Below are 14,803 nucleotides of genomic sequence, written 5' to 3'. Positions count from 1 at the left end.
GGAGATCGTGAAGCATGGCTTTCAAAACATGGCAAACGGGCGTTCATATTCAACAGGATAGGGTGCTGATCGTCGCCCTGGCCCGGGGGAAGTCGGGCTGGTGCTTGCGCCGCTGGTGGGCGATTCCTCTGGACGAGGGCATCATTCGTGACGGCAAAATTTGTCAGCCAGAACAGCTGGTTGATGCGTTACGCGACTGGCGGAAAACGCTGCCGCACTACCATCGGGTGTTCCTCTCTTTCCCGGCAGCACGCACTCTGCAACGGTCGCTCCCCCGTCCGACCGTTGCGCTGCGCGACAGCGAGCAGCTCTCATGGCTTGGCGCGGCGCTCGCGCGCGAACTGGAGATGTCTGCCGATACGCTCTGTTTCGATTACGCGCAGGATACCTTCAGCAATACCTTTCACGTGACCGCCGCGCAAAACAACGAGGTTGATACCCTACTGGCGCTGGCGAAAACGCTGCGTTTGCGGCTGGTGGCCATTACGCCGGATGCCAGCGCGCTGGCGAATCTTCTTCCCGCGGTGGCGCCAGCGACGTGCGTCGCCTGGCGCGACGATCGGCAGTGGCTGTGGGCGATGCGTCACCAGTGGGGACGCCGCTTTACCACAGAAGCCGAAAGCGTGGCCGAGCTGGCGGCGCTGCTGGCGCTTGGTCCGGATGACATCGCGCTGTTTGATAGCCGACGTGACCCGTGGGAAATCCTGGAACGCTGCCATGCCCCGTTACCGGACTGCAGCGCTGATTATACCGTTGCGCTGGCGTTGGCCATGAGCGAGGTGCCCGGATGAGCATCATGAACTTTCTGCCCTGGCGACAGCAGCGGTGCGCGCGATGCCTGCGCTTCTGGGGCGCAATGTGTGTCGGCACCGTGCTGTTAATGTTCGCGGTCATTTTCTGCCTGCGGATAAACCCTGTTATGAGGCTGCACGCGCTGCAAACGGAGCTGACGGGAATGCAGACCGTGCAGCACGCGCTTGCCTCCCGGCAGACGCTCACCTCACAGGCGCAGAGGCCAGCGCAGACACGTCAACGACGCGCATGGCAACCGGTGCTGGAATCCCTTTCCCGCGCCACACCTTCACAGGTCTGGCTGACAGAGCTTCGCTATCAGCCTCCTGCTCTGATGTTGACCGGGTATGCCCTAACCCTGCCGGCCCTGTCTGCTCTGCGCGATGCGCTGGGCCAAATAGCGGGTTTTACGCCCGGAACGGCGGGTGAGCTTCGCCAGGATAGCCAGGGGCGCTGGATGTTCACCCTCCATCTTAAAAGCGAGGGGTAACGCATGGATACCCTGTTAGAACGCTGGTGCGAGAGCCGTCCCTGGTATCGGGTGCTTTTCTGGTGTCTGGGGAGTCTGCTGGCAGGACTGGCCGCGTGGGGCACCTTGCTCAGACCGCTGGACAGGCAATGTGCTGAACGACAGCGCCAGCTGATTCAGGACGCGAGGACGAACGCGGCGTTATGGCCTGCCGTCAGAAAGGTGCCGTTTCTTACGGAAACAGCGGAAGCACGGGCGCTGACGCCGTTTTCCCCGCTCGATTTTCAGGGCGATAACGCGACGCTGGTTCACTGGAAGCCGCTGCAGAACGGAGGGGAACTGATGCTGGAGGTGGAGTGGCAGGCGCTTCCGGCGCTTTTTTCCCGGCTGGCGCAGCGGGATGTGCAGATCGCCGCTTTCGCGATTGCACCACAGGGTACAGCGTTGCGCCTGCGGCTGGAGCTGGAACATGCGAAATAGCGCGCGATATTTGCTGGTTTGCTCAGCGCTGCTATTGACCGGCATGCGCGATCCGTTTCGCCCGCCGGTCGATCCCTGCGCCATTGGCGAGCTGGCGCAGTGGCGCTATCGCGGCATGGTGGTAGGACAGCAGGCTATCGGCATTTTACAGGATGGGCAAAAGCGCTGGTACCGGCTGAAAACGCATGAGCGCTTCCCGGCAGGCTGGACAATAACAGCCATCAATGAAACGGAACTGGTTGTTGATGTGGGTAACACATGTGCACCAGGAAAATGGACGTGGCAACGAGAAGGAACGGATAAGAATGAATTTACGGATAATGCTGTGGCTGCTGGCGTTCAGCCATCCGCTGTGGGCCGCCGCGCCAAAACCGGTCACGCTGGTGGTGGATGACGTACCTGTAGTCCAGGTGCTGCAGAGCCTGGCCGCACAGGAGAACCGAAATCTGGTGGTATCGCCTGATGTCGGCGGCTCGCTTTCGCTCAACCTGACGCGCGTCCCCTGGCGGCAGGCGCTACAGACGGTTGTCACCAGTGCTGGCCTCGTTTTGCGAGAGGAGGGCGGCATTTTTTATGTGCACACCGCGGCCTGGCAGCGTGAACAGCAGGAGCGCTCAGAACAGGAGCGGACGCGCCGACAGCTTGATGCGCCGCTGGTGTCTCACAGCATCGCTTTTTCCTATGCCGATGCCGGTGAGCTGCTAAAAGACGCGGAAAAGCTCCTGAGCCCCAAGGGAAGTTTGTCTCTCGACAAACGCACCAACCGGCTGCTGATTCGGGATAACCAGACGGTGGTGGAGACGCTGCAGCGCTGGGCCGCTCAGATGGATATTCCCGTCGAACAGGTCGAGCTGGCGGCGCATATTGTGACCATTAATGAAAAAAGCCTGCGTGAGCTGGGGGTGAAGTGGAGTCTCGCCGACGCCGCCGACGCGGGAAAGGTTGGCCAGCTCACCACGCTGGGCAGCGATCTTTCCGTCGCCAGCGCCACCAGCCACGTGGGTTTTAACATCGGACGGATCAATGGTCGGCTGCTGGATCTGGAACTTTCTGCGCTGGAGCAAAAACAGCAGGTCGATATCATCGCCAGCCCGCGGCTGCTGGCCTCGCATATGCAACCGGCCAGCATCAAGCAGGGGAGTGAAATCCCGTATCAGGTCTCAAGCGGTGAAAGCGGCGCAACCTCCGTTGAGTTTAAGGAGGCGGTGTTAGGAATGGAGGTCACACCGGTGGTCTTACCGGGAGGGCGCGTGCGCCTGAAATTGCACATTAGCGAAAATATGCCGGGACAGGTTCTGCAGCAGGCTGACGGCGAAACGCTGGCGATCGATAAACAGGAGATAGAAACCCAGGTGGAGGTAAAAAGTGGAGAAACGCTGGCGTTGGGCGGAATTTTTTCGCAGAAGAACAAAACCGGCAGCGATAGCGTGCCGGGGCTGGGGAAAATCCCCTGGCTTGGACAGCTTTTTCGCCACGATGGTAAGGATAATGAACGCCGCGAGCTAGTGGTGTTTATTACACCACGTCTGGTCGGTATTCGCTGACGGGTAACGATCCCCGCAATGATTTTGCATTCAGTTTGTTGCAGATGTTTGACGTGGGGCATGAATTAGCATACAAGGAGTACCGATTTGAGTTGGACTTACGTCTTATTACCTTATGCGCCCGACGCGGTGATTTAATCAGTTGCCAAACAAGCCGGAGTATTGAGATAATTTTTAGTCTGACTCTCGCTCTATTGCATATGAGGTTTCAGTTCATGTCCTGCTACGCCGGGTGTCTGCGAAGCGGGGATTACCATTAACGAATAGTCTTAGTAGTACCGATAAAATGGCAGAGAAACGCAATATCTTTCTGGTTGGGCCTATGGGTGCCGGCAAAAGCACTATTGGGCGTCAGTTAGCTCAACAACTCAATATGGAATTTTACGATTCTGATCAAGAGATTGAGAAACGAACCGGAGCTGATGTGGGCTGGGTTTTCGATGTAGAAGGCGAAGAAGGTTTCCGTGACCGAGAAGAAAAAGTGATCAACGAACTCACGGAAAAACAGGGCATCGTCCTGGCAACAGGCGGCGGTTCTGTGAAATCTCGCGAAACCCGTAACCGTCTCTCCGCCCGTGGCGTAGTGGTCTATCTTGAGACGACCATTGAGAAACAGCTCGCACGTACGCAGCGCGATAAAAAGCGCCCGCTGCTGCAGGTTGAAACGCCACCACGCGAAGTTCTGGAAGCGTTGGCCGATGAACGCAATCCGCTGTATGAAGAGATTGCCGACGTGACCATTCGTACTGACGACCAGAGCGCTAAAGTGGTTGCAAACCAGATTATTCATATGCTGGAAAGCAACTGATTCTGGCTTTATATACACTCGCCTGCGGGTAAAAGCATTAAAGGTGGATGTCGCGTCATGGAGAGGATTACAGTTACTCTCGGGGAACGTAGTTACCCTATCACCATCGCGGCTGGTTTGTTTAACGACCCAGCTTCCTTTTTACCACTGAAAGCGGGTGATCAGGCGATGCTGGTCACCAATGAGACGCTGGCTCCGCTTTATCTCGACCGCGTACGCCACCTGCTTGAGCAGGCGGGCGTAAAAGTCGACAGTGTGATTCTCCCCGATGGCGAGCAGTATAAAAGCCTGACGGTACTGGATACCGTCTTTACCGCATTGCTGCAAAAACCGCATGGTCGCGATACAACACTGCTTGCCCTGGGCGGCGGTGTTGTGGGCGATCTGACCGGCTTTGCGGCCGCAAGCTATCAGCGTGGCGTCCGTTTTATTCAAATCCCAACCACGCTGCTGTCCCAGGTCGACTCCTCTGTGGGTGGCAAAACGGCAGTCAACCATCCGCTCGGTAAAAACATGATTGGCGCGTTCTACCAGCCCGCATCGGTGGTGGTGGATCTCGACTGTCTGAAAACGCTGCCGAAGCGCGAACTGGCTTCGGGTCTGGCGGAAGTGATCAAATACGGCATTATTCTTGATGGCGAGTTCTTTAGCTGGCTTGAAGCGAATATGGATGCGCTGCTGTGCCTGAATGAGGCTACACTGGCATACTGCATTCGTCGTTGCTGTGAGCTGAAAGCAGAAGTTGTCGCAGCAGACGAGCGTGAAACGGGCTTACGTGCTTTACTGAATCTTGGGCATACGTTTGGCCACGCCATTGAAGCCGAGATGGGTTACGGCAACTGGCTGCACGGTGAAGCCGTCGCGGCCGGTATGGTCATGGCAGCCCGCACCTCTGAACGTCTGGGGCAGTTTAAACCTGAAGAGACGGCGCGCATCATTGCGCTGCTTGAACGTGCAGGTTTGCCGGTAACCGGGCCGCAGGAGATGTCGGCGCAAGCGTATTTACCCCACATGATGCGCGATAAAAAAGTATTGGCAGGTGAGATGCGTCTTGTACTCCCGCTTGCAATAGGGAAGAGTGAAGTGCGCGGCGGAGTGCCGCACGATGTCGTTCTTGGCGCTATCGCTGATTGTCAGCAGGCGTAACAACTAGAAAGGTCAGGCCACTGTCGCAGGTGGTCGTTTAGCTTCAGGTGAAATGCAAAGTCGTTGGCATAAGCCTTTGAGTGGGGTGTTAAATGGATGAATTCAAACCAGAAGACGAGCTGAAACCCGATCCCAGCGATCGTCGTACTGGTCGTTCTCGTCAATCTTCAGAACGTGATAACGAGCCGCAGATCAACTTTGACGATGTTGATCTGGATGCAGACGATCGTCGCCCTTCGCGCAGCCGCAACGCGCACGAAGAGCGAGCAGAAGAGGATTATGAGTCCGAAGAAGATTCAATGGACGAACAGCCTGTAGAGCGTCGCCCGCGTAAACGTAAAAAAGCCGCTGCGCCGAAACCGGCTTCCCGCCAGTACATCATGATGGGCCTTGGCGTTTTGGTACTTGTGCTGCTGATTGTCGGCATTGGCTCCGCGCTCAAAGCACCTTCAACGAACTCAACCGAGCAAACAGCTTCCGCTGAGAAGAGCATCAACCTGTCCGGTAACGATGCGACCAATCAGGCGAATGGCGCACAGCCTGCACCGGGAGCGACTTCCGCAGAGCAGACCGCAGGTAACACTACAGCGCAGCAGGATGTTTCTCTGCCGCCCGTTTCTTCAACCCCTGCTCAGGGTCAGGCACCTGCTACGCCTGAAGGCCAGCAGCGCGTAGAAGTTCAGGGAGATCTGAACAATGCGCTGACGCAGCCGCAGAACCAGCAGCAGGTTGATAACGTCGTGGTTAACTCCACGCTGCCAACTGAGCCGGCAACCGTTGCCCCGATTCGCGGTGGTAACAACGCTCAGCCACAAACGGCTGCGACAGAAACAAAACCGCGCCAGACGCAAACTGCGACGCGTCCTGAACGTAAGCAGGCGGTGATTGAGCCTAAGCGTGAAACCAAACCTCAGGCAGTCGTAAAAGCGCCTGAAGTGAAAGCCGTACCGGCACAGCCGAAACGCACCGAAACGGCTGCCGTGAGCGAGCCAGCTAAAGCGCCAGTCACGCAGACTGCGCCGAAAGCAACGGCGACCACAGCGGCACCTGCAGCAACGGCTCCAGCAGCCACGGCAACAGCCTCCAGCAGCGCCGCAGGTAAAACTGCAGGTAACGTTGGTTCGATGAAGTCTGCGCCATCCAGCAACTACACGCTGCAGCTGAGCAGTTCGTCTAACTATGACAACCTCAACAGTTGGGCGAAGAAATCAAATCTGAAAGACTATGTTGTTTATCAGACGACCCGTAATGGTCAACCGTGGTATGTGCTGGTCAGCGGCGTTTATTCGTCCAAAGATGAAGCGAAACGTGCCGTAGCGGCACTGCCAGCGGATGTTCAGGCAAAAAATCCCTGGGCGAAGCCGATTCATCAGGTTCAGGCCGATCTGAAGTAATGTTTAAAGCGCAGGATGCTGTCGGAGCTTTCTCCACAGCCGGAGAAGGTGTAATCAGTTAGTCAGCATGAAAAAAAATCGCGCTTTTCTGAAATGGGCAGGGGGGAAATACCCCCTGCTCGATGATATTAAAAAGCACCTGCCAAAAGGCGAGTGTCTAATCGAGCCTTTCGTGGGCGCAGGATCGGTGTTCCTGAACACCGATTTTTCTCGTTATATCCTGGCGGATATCAACAACGACCTAATCAGCCTCTATAACATCGTTAAGCTGCGTACCGAAGAGTATGTTGCAGAGGCGCGCAAACTGTTTACGCCGGAGAATAATCAGCCGGACGTTTACTACCAGTTTCGCACTGAGTTTAATCAGAGTCAGGATCCGTTCCGCAGAGCGCTGCTGTTCCTCTATCTCAACCGTCATGGTTACAACGGCCTGTGCCGCTATAACCTGCGCGGGGAGTTTAACGTGCCGTTTGGTCGCTATAAGCGTCCGTATTTCCCGCAGGACGAGCTGTATCACTTTGCCGAAAAAGCGCAGAACGCAGAGTTTCATTGCCTCTCCTATGAAGAGTGTATGGAGCTGGCAGGCGTAAACTCGGTGGTTTACTGTGACCCGCCTTACGCACCACTGTCTGCAACGGCGAATTTCACCGCTTATCACACCAACAGCTTCAGTCCGGCCGAACAGGCCCGTCTGGCGGAGATGGCGGAAAAGCTGGTCAGCAAAAGAATTCCGGTGTTAATTTCGAATCACGACACGCCTGATACGCGCGAATGGTACAAAGCCGCGAAGCATTTTCAGGTCAAAGTGCGGCGTAGCATTAGCAGCAACGGCGGCACACGTAAAAAGGTGGACGAACTTCTGGCTCTTTATCGCCCCTGAGCCGTTTTGCCCGCCGGTAAACACATTTCAAGGAGAAGCGGATGAAACAGTTTTTGATTGCTCCCTCAATTCTGTCGGCCGATTTTGCCCGCCTGGGTGAAGACACCGCCAAAGCTCTCGCGGCTGGCGCAGATGTCGTCCATTTCGACGTTATGGACAACCACTACGTCCCTAACCTGACCATTGGCCCAATGGTGCTCAAGGCATTACGTAACTATGGCATTACCGCCCCGATCGACGTTCACCTGATGGTGAAGCCTGTTGATCGCATCGTGCCTGACTTCGCCGCAGCGGGTGCCAGCATCATCACTTTCCATCCGGAAGCCTCTGAACACGTGGACCGCACGCTGCAGCTGATCAAAGAGAACGGCTGTAAGGCGGGCCTGGTGTTTAACCCGGCCACGCCGCTGAGCTATCTCGATTACGTGATGGACAAGCTGGACGTGATTCTGCTGATGTCCGTTAACCCGGGCTTTGGCGGTCAGTCGTTCATTCCCCACACGCTGGATAAGCTACGTGAAGTGCGCCGTCGCATTGATGAGTCAGGTTACGATATTCGCCTGGAAGTGGACGGCGGTGTGAAAGTGAATAACATTGGTGAAATTGCGGCAGCCGGCGCGGATATGTTCGTTGCAGGTTCGGCAATTTTCGACCAACCGGATTACAAAAAAGTCATTGATGAAATGCGCCGTGAGCTGGCGAAGGTAAGTCATGGATAAATTGCAGGCAATTCGGGGTATCGCATTTGACCTCGACGGCACGCTGGTCGACAGCGCGCCGGGCTTAACGAGCGCCGTAGACCAGGCGCTGTACGCGCTTGAACTCCCCGTTGCGGGTGAAGAGCGCGTGGTAACGTGGATTGGCAACGGCGCCGATGTTCTGATGGAGCGCGCGTTGACGTGGGCGCGTCAGGAGCGCGCGTCGCAGCGTTCCGCGCAGGGTAAACCGAGCGTTGACCACGCTGACATCCCTAAGGATGAGCAACTGCGGATTCTGCGCAAACTGTTCGATCGTTTCTATGAAGAGACCGTCGAGGAGGGCAGTTTCCTGTTCCCGGACGTTCAGGAAACGCTGAGCGCGCTGCACGCGAAGGGCATCCCGCTGGGGCTGGTGACCAACAAACCAACGCCGTTCGTTGCACCGCTGCTTGAAGCGCTTGATATCGCGAAGTATTTCTCCGTGATTGTGGGCGGCGACGATGTGCAGAACAAAAAACCGCATCCGGAACCGCTGTTGTTGGTGGCAGGAAAATTATCCTTAACGCCTGCAGAGCTGCTCTTTGTCGGGGATTCACGCAATGATATTCTGGCTGCCCGAGCGGCTGGGTGTCCTTCCGTCGGATTAACCTATGGCTACAACTACGGTGAAGCCATCACGCTAAGTGAGCCGGATGTGGTCTTCGACCACTTCAAAGATTTGTTGCCCGCACTCGGGCTTTCGCACAGTGAACATCAGGAATTGAATAATGACTAAGCCCATCGTTTTTAGTGGCGCACAGCCTTCAGGTGAATTGACCATTGGTAACTACATGGGTGCGTTACGTCAGTGGGTCAGTATGCAGGATGAGTACCATTGCATTTACTGCATCGTCGATCTCCATGCGATTACCGCGCGTCAGGATCCTGAGAAGCTGCGTAAAGCCACGCTGGACACCCTGGCGCTGTACCTGGCCTGCGGCATCGATCCTGAGAAGAGCACCATTTTCGTTCAGTCTCACGTGCCGGAGCACGCGCAGCTGGGCTGGGCGCTGAACTGCTACACCTATTTCGGCGAGCTGAGCCGCATGACCCAGTTCAAGGATAAATCCGCGCGCTACTCTGAAAACATCAACGCCGGTCTGTTCGACTATCCGGTGCTGATGGCTGCAGACATCCTGCTGTATCAAACCAACCAGGTGCCGGTAGGTGAAGACCAGAAGCAGCATCTGGAGTTGAGCCGCGATATCGCCCAGCGCTTTAACGCGATTTACGGCGATGTGTTCAAAGTGCCGGAGCCGTTCATTCCGAAGTCCGGCGCGCGCGTGATGTCGCTGCTGGAGCCGACCAAGAAGATGTCCAAGTCTGACGATAACCGCAACAACGTTATCGGCCTGCTGGAAGATCCGAAATCCGTCGTCAAAAAGCTCAAGCGCGCGGTCACCGACTCCGACGAGCCGCCTGTGGTGCGCTACGACGTGCAGAACAAAGCGGGCGTTTCCAACCTGCTGGATATCCTCTCCGGCGTGACCGGCCAGAGCATCCCTGAGCTGGAAAAACACTTCGAAGGCAAGATGTACGGCCACCTGAAAGGTGAAGTGGCAGATGCCGTTTCCGGCATGCTGACCGAGCTGCAGGAGCGTTATCACCGCTACCGTAACGACGAAGCTTTCCTGCAGAAGGTGATGAAAGACGGCGCGGAAAAAGCCAGCGCGCGCGCGTCCGAAACCCTGAAAGCGGTGTACGAAGCGATTGGGTTTGTTGCGAAGCCTTGAGTCTGCTTGCCCGGTAAGCGTTAGCGCCACCCGACTAAAAACCACACTCTCCAAATTAAAAAACCGGGATATCCCGGTTTTTTTACGCCTGATAAACGCTTACTGCTCCGCCGCCGGGCCGCAACCGCCGATGATCTTCGAAATGGAGATCGCCGGGTGCAGCAGGTAATCGTAGCTGCAGTTATTTTTGGTGTTCTGTACATGACCGGTACAGGCAGTCAGAGTCGATAACAGGCCAACCAGAACGGCGGCTTTTGCCAGTTTGAACATACGCATTCCTTGTCTTAAAAACGAAAGTTGGATGTAACTCAAGGGAATAAAGGGAGAAATTCCACTTCGGGGCGGTATGTTATCGACAGCGGTAAGAGGGGAGTAGTCCGCATAAGGACTACTCCGCAAAGGAAGAATATGCGTTAGTGATTCGAGAACCAGTTCAGCTTATCGCGCAGCTCAACCACGCGACCTACCACAATCAGCGCCGGGCTTTCGACCTGCTGCGCCAGCTCGCCGAGCTGCGTCAGTACACCATTCACCACGCGTTGCTTGATGGACGTACCGTTTTCCACCAGCGCAACCGGCATATCAGCCTCCATGCCGTGCTCCAGCAGCTTCGCCTGAATCGTCGCGGCCTGGTTCAGCCCCATGTAGAAGACCAGCGTCTGCTTTTCCGCGGCCAGGTTATGCCAGTCCAGCTCGCAGCCGGTTTTCAGGTGGCCCGTCACCAGACGCACGCTCTGGGCATAGTCGCGGTGGGTCAGCGGAATGCCAGAGTAAGCCGAGCAGCCGGATGCCGCCGTAATGCCCGGCACCACGGAGAACGGGATCCCCGCGTCACACAGCGTTTCCAACTCCTCGCCGCCGCGACCAAAGATAAACGGATCGCCACCCTTAAGGCGCACCACGCGCTTACCTTTCTGCGCCTCGCGCAGCAGGATCTGGTTAATCTCCTCCTGCGGCACGCAGTGGTAGCCCGCCCGTTTACCCACGAAGACGCGGTCGGCATCGCGGCGTACCAGGTTCATGATGTCATCGGAGACCAGGCGATCGTAAACCACGGTATCGGCCTGCTGGATCTGCTGTAGCCCTTTCAGCGTCAGCAAGCCCGCATCGCCGGGGCCTGCGCCCACCAGCACCACTTCGCCGCGATGGTCCAGCGGCTCGCTCAGCAGCTGTTCGGTCGTCTCTTCAACGGCCTTGGTGTCCTGATTCGCCAGCGACTGCGCCAGCCTGTCGTTCACAAAGAATTTTTCCCAGAAGCGACGACGCTCGCCAACGGTCGAGAAGGTTTGCTTCACGCGGGAGCGGAGCTGCCCGGCGTAATGCGCAATCTGACCAAGGTGCTGCGGCAGCACGGCCTCCAGTTTTTCCCGCAGCAGGCGGGCGAGAACCGGCGAGCGTCCGCCGGACGATACCGCAATCATCAGCGGCGAGCGGTCGATAATCGACGGCATGATAAAGCTGGCCTCTTTCGGCGCATCGACCACGTTGCAAAAGATACGGCGCGCTTCGCAGGCATCGCTCACGCGCTGGTTCACTTCATCGTCATCCGTCGCGGCAATGGTCAGCCAGCAGGTATCCAGCAGGGACTCATCAAATTCTCCCTGTTCCAGCGTGAGCATCCCTTCCTGAGCCCAGACCTCAAACTGTGGGGCGAAGGCAATGGCGTTAACGGTCAGTCGGGCGCCAGCCTCTAACAGCAGGCGCGCTTTGCGTTCAGCCACATCGCCGCCGCCCACGAGCAGGCAGTCGCGGTTGCGTAATTGACAAAAAATCGGCAGGTGATCCACGACGTTACCTCGCAGCATTCATGGAGGGGGTAAGAATTGACGTCAGGATAACAGCAGGAATCGTACAAAACATACGGTTTTTCCTGCCGTTACCCATAAGGGGTCATAAGCTTTTCGTATTGAAAAGGCGGGGGATTAGCCTTTCAGCTGCACCTTGCCGTCCTTCACGCGAACGTCATAGTGCTTTACTGAATGACTCTCATCTTCCATGCAGTAGCCGTCGCTTAAGCGGAAACGCTGTTTTTTCAGCGGGCTGGCGACCCACAGTTCGCCCTGGTGCTCGGCAATCAGTCCGCGGGAGAGCACGCTGGCCTCGAAGAACGGGTCGATATTGCTGATGGCAAAGACCTCTTCATCGTGGCGAGGGCGGAAAATCGCAACCTGCTCGCTGCCCAGCAGCGCGCATACGCCGGTGGCCGGGATGATGTCGTTAATATCGCAAATGTTTATCCACTGGCTCATGCGTTTTCCTCCACCAGCGTGACCGGAATACGTTCATACGGTGTCGCCGGACGATGCTGTTCACGCTCCGACACGACCTGTACGTTCGGGTCGCGCTGGGCGCTGTTGATGAAGTGTTTGAAGCGCGTCTGCGCCGCCGGGGTGTTGACGGTTTCCGTCCATTCGCAGATCACCGCCTCGCGCAGGCGCGCCATCTCGGCTTCCAGATGCTCGTTCAGGCCCAGCTTGTCGTCGATGATCACCGCTTTCAGGTAGTCGATGCCGCCTTCCAGGTTATCGAGCCAGGAGGCGGTACGGGTCAGCTTATCGGCGGTGCGGATATAGAACATCATGAAGCGGTCGAGATACTGAATCAGCGTGTCGCGATCGAGATCCGCCGCCAGCAGGTCCGCGTGGCGTGGTTTCATCCCGCCGTTGCCGCAGACGTACAGGTTCCAGCCTTTTTCGGTGGCGATAATACCCACGTCTTTACCCTGCGCTTCCGCACATTCGCGGGTACAGCCGGAGACGCCAAACTTCATTTTGTGCGGGGTGCGGATGCCTTTGTAGCGGTTTTCCAGCTCCACGCCGAAGCCCACGCTGTCGCCCACGCCGTAGCGGCACCAGGTGCTGCCCACGCAGGTTTTTGCCATACGCAGCGCTTTGGCGTAAGCGTGGCCGGTTTCGAAGCCGGCTTCAATCAGCTGACGCCAGATTTCCGGCAGGTCATCCTTTTGCGCGCCGAACAGGCCGATACGCTGGGAGCCGGTGATTTTGGTGTACAGGTTAAATTCACGCGCAATACGCCCCACGGCGACCAGCCCTTCCGGCGTGATTTCGCCCCCGGCGGAACGTGGAATAACGGAGTAGGTCCCGTCTTTCTGGATGTTCGCCAGGAAGTTGTCGTTGGTGTCCTGCAGCGGCGTGTGTTCCGGCTTGAGCACGTACTCGTTCCAGCAGGAGGCCAGCAGGGAGCCGACGGTCGGTTTACACACTTCGCAGCCATAGCCCTGGCCGTGCTTCGCCAGCAGCTCGTCAAAGGACTTGATGCCTTCCACGCGGATCAGGTGATACAGCTCCTGGCGAGAATACGCGAAGTGCTCGCACAGGTTGTTGTTCACTTCGATGCCCTGTTTCGCCAGTTCGGCGTTCAGCACCTGAGTGACCAGCGGAATACAGCCGCCGCAGCCGGTACCGGCTTTGGTTTCGGCTTTCAGGGCTGCAACTGTGTGGCAGCCTTTGTTGATGGCGGAGATCAGCATGCCTTTGGTGACGTCGAAGCAGGAGCAAATCTGCGCGCTGTCCGGCAGTTTATCCACGCCGATAGACGGCTTGCCGCTGGAGGCATGAGCCGGGAGGATCAGCGCGTCCGGGTTTTCCGGCAGTTCGATGGCGTTCAGCACCAGCTGGAGCAGGTTGCCGAAATCGCTGGTATCGCCCACCAGCACCGCGCCGAGCAGGGTTTTGTTGTCCTGGCTGACGATAAGACGTTTGTAGACTTCTTTGCTTTCGTCGAGATAGACATAGCTGCGGGAATTCGGGGTGCGGCCATGCGCATCGCCAATACCGCCCACGTCCACGCCCAGCAGCTTCAGCTTGGCGCTCATGTCTGCACCGGTAAACGCGTTTTCGCTGCCGAGGATATGGTCCACGGCGACCTGCGCCATTTTGTAGCCCGGTGCCACCAGGCCGTATACGCGGTTGTTCCAGCTGGCGCATTCGCCAATCGCGTAGATATCCGGATCGGAGGTCTGGCAGGTGTCGTTGATCATGATCCCGCCGCGCTGCGCCACGGCCAGACCGCACTGGGTCGCCAGCTTGTCGCGCGGGCGAATACCGGTTGAGAAGACGATGAAGTCCACTTCCAGCTCGCTGCCGTCGGCAAAGCGCATGGTTTTGCGCGCTTCAGTACCTTCCTGAACGATCTCTTTGGTGTTTTTGCTGGTATGAACCTTCACGCCCATACTTTCGATTTTACGGCGCAGCTGGTCACCGCCCATGTGGTCCAGCTGTTCGGCCATCAGCATCGGTGCAAATTCGATGACGTGGGTTTCAACGCCGAGGTTTTTCAGCGCGCCTGCCGCTTCCAGACCCAGCAGACCGCCGCCGACAACCGCACCGCGTTTGCTTCTGCGCGCGCAGGACTCAATGGCGTTGAGGTCTTCAATGGTACGGTAGACGAAGCAATCCTGAGTTTCCGAGCCTTTGATCGGCGGGATCCACGGATAGGAGCCCGTCGCCATGATCAGCTTGTCGTAAAAAACCGTACGCCCGGCGCTGGAGTGGATCACTTTTTCCTGACGGTTGATGGTGATAGCGCGTTCGCCCACCAGCACTTTTACGCCATGCTTCTCGTAGAAACCTTCGCGCACCAGAGAGAGCTCTTCGGCGGTATGATGGGAGAAGTAGGAAGACAGGTGCACACGGTCGTACGCCTTGCGGGGTTCTTCACAGAACACGGTAATATCGAACTGCTCAGCATCGGCCTTATCGAGAAGATCCTCGATAAAGCGGTGGCCGACCATGCCGTTACCGATGATAGCGAGTCTGACTTTGCTCATTATTGCCTCGATTTCTTTTCTATTATTGCCT

At 57.1% G+C, this 14,803-nt stretch carries 16 protein-coding genes; 12 read left to right on the top strand and 4 right to left on the bottom strand.

The window, feature by feature from the left end:
• Positions 1 to 14: 14 nt before the first annotated feature.
• The 12 genes from NUX24_RS13925 to trpS all read left to right on the top strand — a co-directional run bounded on the left by NUX24_RS13925 (position 15) and on the right by trpS (position 9,983).
• Entirely contained in the window at positions 15 to 791 is a 777-nt protein-coding gene (locus tag NUX24_RS13925) for a DNA utilization protein HofM (protein ID WP_214577430.1), read from the top strand.
• Positions 788 to 1,282: a PilN domain-containing protein gene (locus NUX24_RS13920; RefSeq protein WP_214577429.1), complete on the top strand. Its 495-nt coding sequence runs from the start codon at positions 788 to 790 to the stop codon at positions 1,280 to 1,282. Before NUX24_RS13925 ends, NUX24_RS13920 begins: the two co-directional genes overlap by 4 nt.
• Positions 1,283 to 1,285: 3 nt before the next feature.
• The gene (locus NUX24_RS13915) at positions 1,286 to 1,741 is read left to right on the top strand and encodes a hypothetical protein (protein WP_047652882.1); all 456 of its coding nucleotides are present in this window, start codon (positions 1,286 to 1,288) and stop codon (positions 1,739 to 1,741) included.
• The gene (locus NUX24_RS13910; protein ID WP_257832242.1) at positions 1,731 to 2,135 is read left to right on the top strand and encodes a DUF2531 family protein; all 405 of its coding nucleotides are present in this window, start codon (positions 1,731 to 1,733) and stop codon (positions 2,133 to 2,135) included. Before NUX24_RS13915 ends, NUX24_RS13910 begins: the two co-directional genes overlap by 11 nt.
• Positions 2,062 to 3,285: a DNA uptake porin HofQ gene (hofQ, locus tag NUX24_RS13905; RefSeq protein ID WP_257832368.1), complete on the top strand. Its 1,224-nt coding sequence runs from the start codon at positions 2,062 to 2,064 to the stop codon at positions 3,283 to 3,285. Before NUX24_RS13910 ends, hofQ begins: the two co-directional genes overlap by 74 nt.
• 286 nt (positions 3,286 to 3,571) lie before the next feature.
• Positions 3,572 to 4,093 (top strand): shikimate kinase AroK, encoded by a 522-nt coding sequence (aroK, locus tag NUX24_RS13900; RefSeq protein WP_003861630.1) that lies wholly within the window; start codon positions 3,572 to 3,574, stop codon positions 4,091 to 4,093.
• Positions 4,094 to 4,150: 57 nt separating this feature from the next.
• The gene (gene aroB, locus NUX24_RS13895; protein ID WP_257832240.1) at positions 4,151 to 5,239 is read left to right on the top strand and encodes a 3-dehydroquinate synthase; all 1,089 of its coding nucleotides are present in this window, start codon (positions 4,151 to 4,153) and stop codon (positions 5,237 to 5,239) included.
• 92 nt (positions 5,240 to 5,331) lie between these two features.
• Positions 5,332 to 6,633: a cell division protein DamX gene (damX, locus tag NUX24_RS13890; RefSeq protein WP_257832238.1), complete on the top strand. Its 1,302-nt coding sequence runs from the start codon at positions 5,332 to 5,334 to the stop codon at positions 6,631 to 6,633.
• A gap of 67 nt (positions 6,634 to 6,700) precedes the next feature.
• Positions 6,701 to 7,513, top strand: coding sequence for an adenine-specific DNA-methyltransferase (dam, locus tag NUX24_RS13885; protein WP_033146808.1), 813 nt, complete (start codon positions 6,701 to 6,703; stop codon positions 7,511 to 7,513).
• 41 nt (positions 7,514 to 7,554) lie between these two features.
• On the top strand, positions 7,555 to 8,232 hold the full coding sequence (gene rpe, locus NUX24_RS13880) for a ribulose-phosphate 3-epimerase (RefSeq protein WP_024907923.1): 678 nt from the start codon (positions 7,555 to 7,557) through the stop codon (positions 8,230 to 8,232).
• Complete coding sequence (gph, locus tag NUX24_RS13875) at positions 8,225 to 8,986, top strand: phosphoglycolate phosphatase (protein WP_033146807.1); 762 nt, start codon at positions 8,225 to 8,227, stop codon at positions 8,984 to 8,986. Before rpe ends, gph begins: the two co-directional genes overlap by 8 nt.
• Positions 8,979 to 9,983, top strand: coding sequence for a tryptophan--tRNA ligase (gene trpS, locus NUX24_RS13870; protein WP_032662284.1), 1,005 nt, complete (start codon positions 8,979 to 8,981; stop codon positions 9,981 to 9,983). The genes gph and trpS overlap by 8 nt, the downstream gene beginning before the upstream one ends.
• A gap of 99 nt (positions 9,984 to 10,082) precedes the next feature.
• Here the strand turns inward: trpS and NUX24_RS13865 are convergent, their stop codons facing one another.
• From NUX24_RS13865 to nirB, 4 genes are all read right to left on the bottom strand, one after another.
• On the bottom strand, positions 10,083 to 10,253 hold the full coding sequence (locus tag NUX24_RS13865) for a YhfL family protein (protein WP_047646835.1): 171 nt from the start codon (positions 10,251 to 10,253) through the stop codon (positions 10,083 to 10,085).
• Positions 10,254 to 10,396: 143 nt separating this feature from the next.
• On the bottom strand, positions 10,397 to 11,770 hold the full coding sequence (gene cysG / locus NUX24_RS13860; RefSeq protein WP_257832232.1) for a siroheme synthase CysG: 1,374 nt from the start codon (positions 11,768 to 11,770) through the stop codon (positions 10,397 to 10,399).
• A gap of 135 nt (positions 11,771 to 11,905) precedes the next feature.
• Positions 11,906 to 12,232, bottom strand: a complete 327-nt coding sequence (nirD, locus tag NUX24_RS13855) for a nitrite reductase small subunit NirD (RefSeq protein ID WP_126330663.1) — start codon at positions 12,230 to 12,232, stop codon at positions 11,906 to 11,908.
• Positions 12,229 to 14,772, bottom strand: coding sequence for a nitrite reductase large subunit NirB (gene nirB, locus NUX24_RS13850; protein ID WP_257832229.1), 2,544 nt, complete (start codon positions 14,770 to 14,772; stop codon positions 12,229 to 12,231). The genes nirD and nirB overlap by 4 nt, the downstream gene beginning before the upstream one ends.
• Positions 14,773 to 14,803 lie beyond the last annotated feature (31 nt).

The sequence above is a fragment of the Enterobacter sp. HG048 genome, assembly GCF_024702055.1.
In the GTDB taxonomy this organism is placed as follows: domain Bacteria; phylum Pseudomonadota; class Gammaproteobacteria; order Enterobacterales; family Enterobacteriaceae; genus Enterobacter; species Enterobacter dykesii.
Note: the sequence above shows the minus strand (reverse complement) of the source record. Positions and strands in the feature narration are given on the sequence as shown.

Bases quoted from the DNA above. Each gene is read 5' to 3' on its own strand.
- NUX24_RS13925 (WP_214577430.1), top strand. From the start codon at position 15: ATGGCTTTCAAAACATGGCAAACGGGCGTTCATATTCAACAGGATAGG.
- NUX24_RS13920 (WP_214577429.1), top strand. From the start codon at position 788: ATGAGCATCATGAACTTTCTGCCCTGGCGACAGCAGCGGTGCGCGCGA.
- NUX24_RS13915 (WP_047652882.1), top strand. From the start codon at position 1,286: ATGGATACCCTGTTAGAACGCTGGTGCGAGAGCCGTCCCTGGTATCGG.
- NUX24_RS13910 (WP_257832242.1), top strand. From the start codon at position 1,731: ATGCGAAATAGCGCGCGATATTTGCTGGTTTGCTCAGCGCTGCTATTG.
- hofQ (WP_257832368.1), top strand. From the start codon at position 2,062: ATGCTGTGGCTGCTGGCGTTCAGCCATCCGCTGTGGGCCGCCGCGCCA.
- aroK (WP_003861630.1), top strand. From the start codon at position 3,572: ATGGCAGAGAAACGCAATATCTTTCTGGTTGGGCCTATGGGTGCCGGC.
- aroB (WP_257832240.1), top strand. From the start codon at position 4,151: ATGGAGAGGATTACAGTTACTCTCGGGGAACGTAGTTACCCTATCACC.
- damX (WP_257832238.1), top strand. From the start codon at position 5,332: ATGGATGAATTCAAACCAGAAGACGAGCTGAAACCCGATCCCAGCGAT.
- dam (WP_033146808.1), top strand. From the start codon at position 6,701: ATGAAAAAAAATCGCGCTTTTCTGAAATGGGCAGGGGGGAAATACCCC.
- rpe (WP_024907923.1), top strand. From the start codon at position 7,555: ATGAAACAGTTTTTGATTGCTCCCTCAATTCTGTCGGCCGATTTTGCC.
- gph (WP_033146807.1), top strand. From the start codon at position 8,225: ATGGATAAATTGCAGGCAATTCGGGGTATCGCATTTGACCTCGACGGC.
- trpS (WP_032662284.1), top strand. From the start codon at position 8,979: ATGACTAAGCCCATCGTTTTTAGTGGCGCACAGCCTTCAGGTGAATTG.
- NUX24_RS13865 (WP_047646835.1), bottom strand. From the start codon at position 10,253: ATGTTCAAACTGGCAAAAGCCGCCGTTCTGGTTGGCCTGTTATCGACT.
- nirD (WP_126330663.1), bottom strand. From the start codon at position 12,232: ATGAGCCAGTGGATAAACATTTGCGATATTAACGACATCATCCCGGCC.
- nirB (WP_257832229.1), bottom strand. From the start codon at position 14,772: ATGAGCAAAGTCAGACTCGCTATCATCGGTAACGGCATGGTCGGCCAC.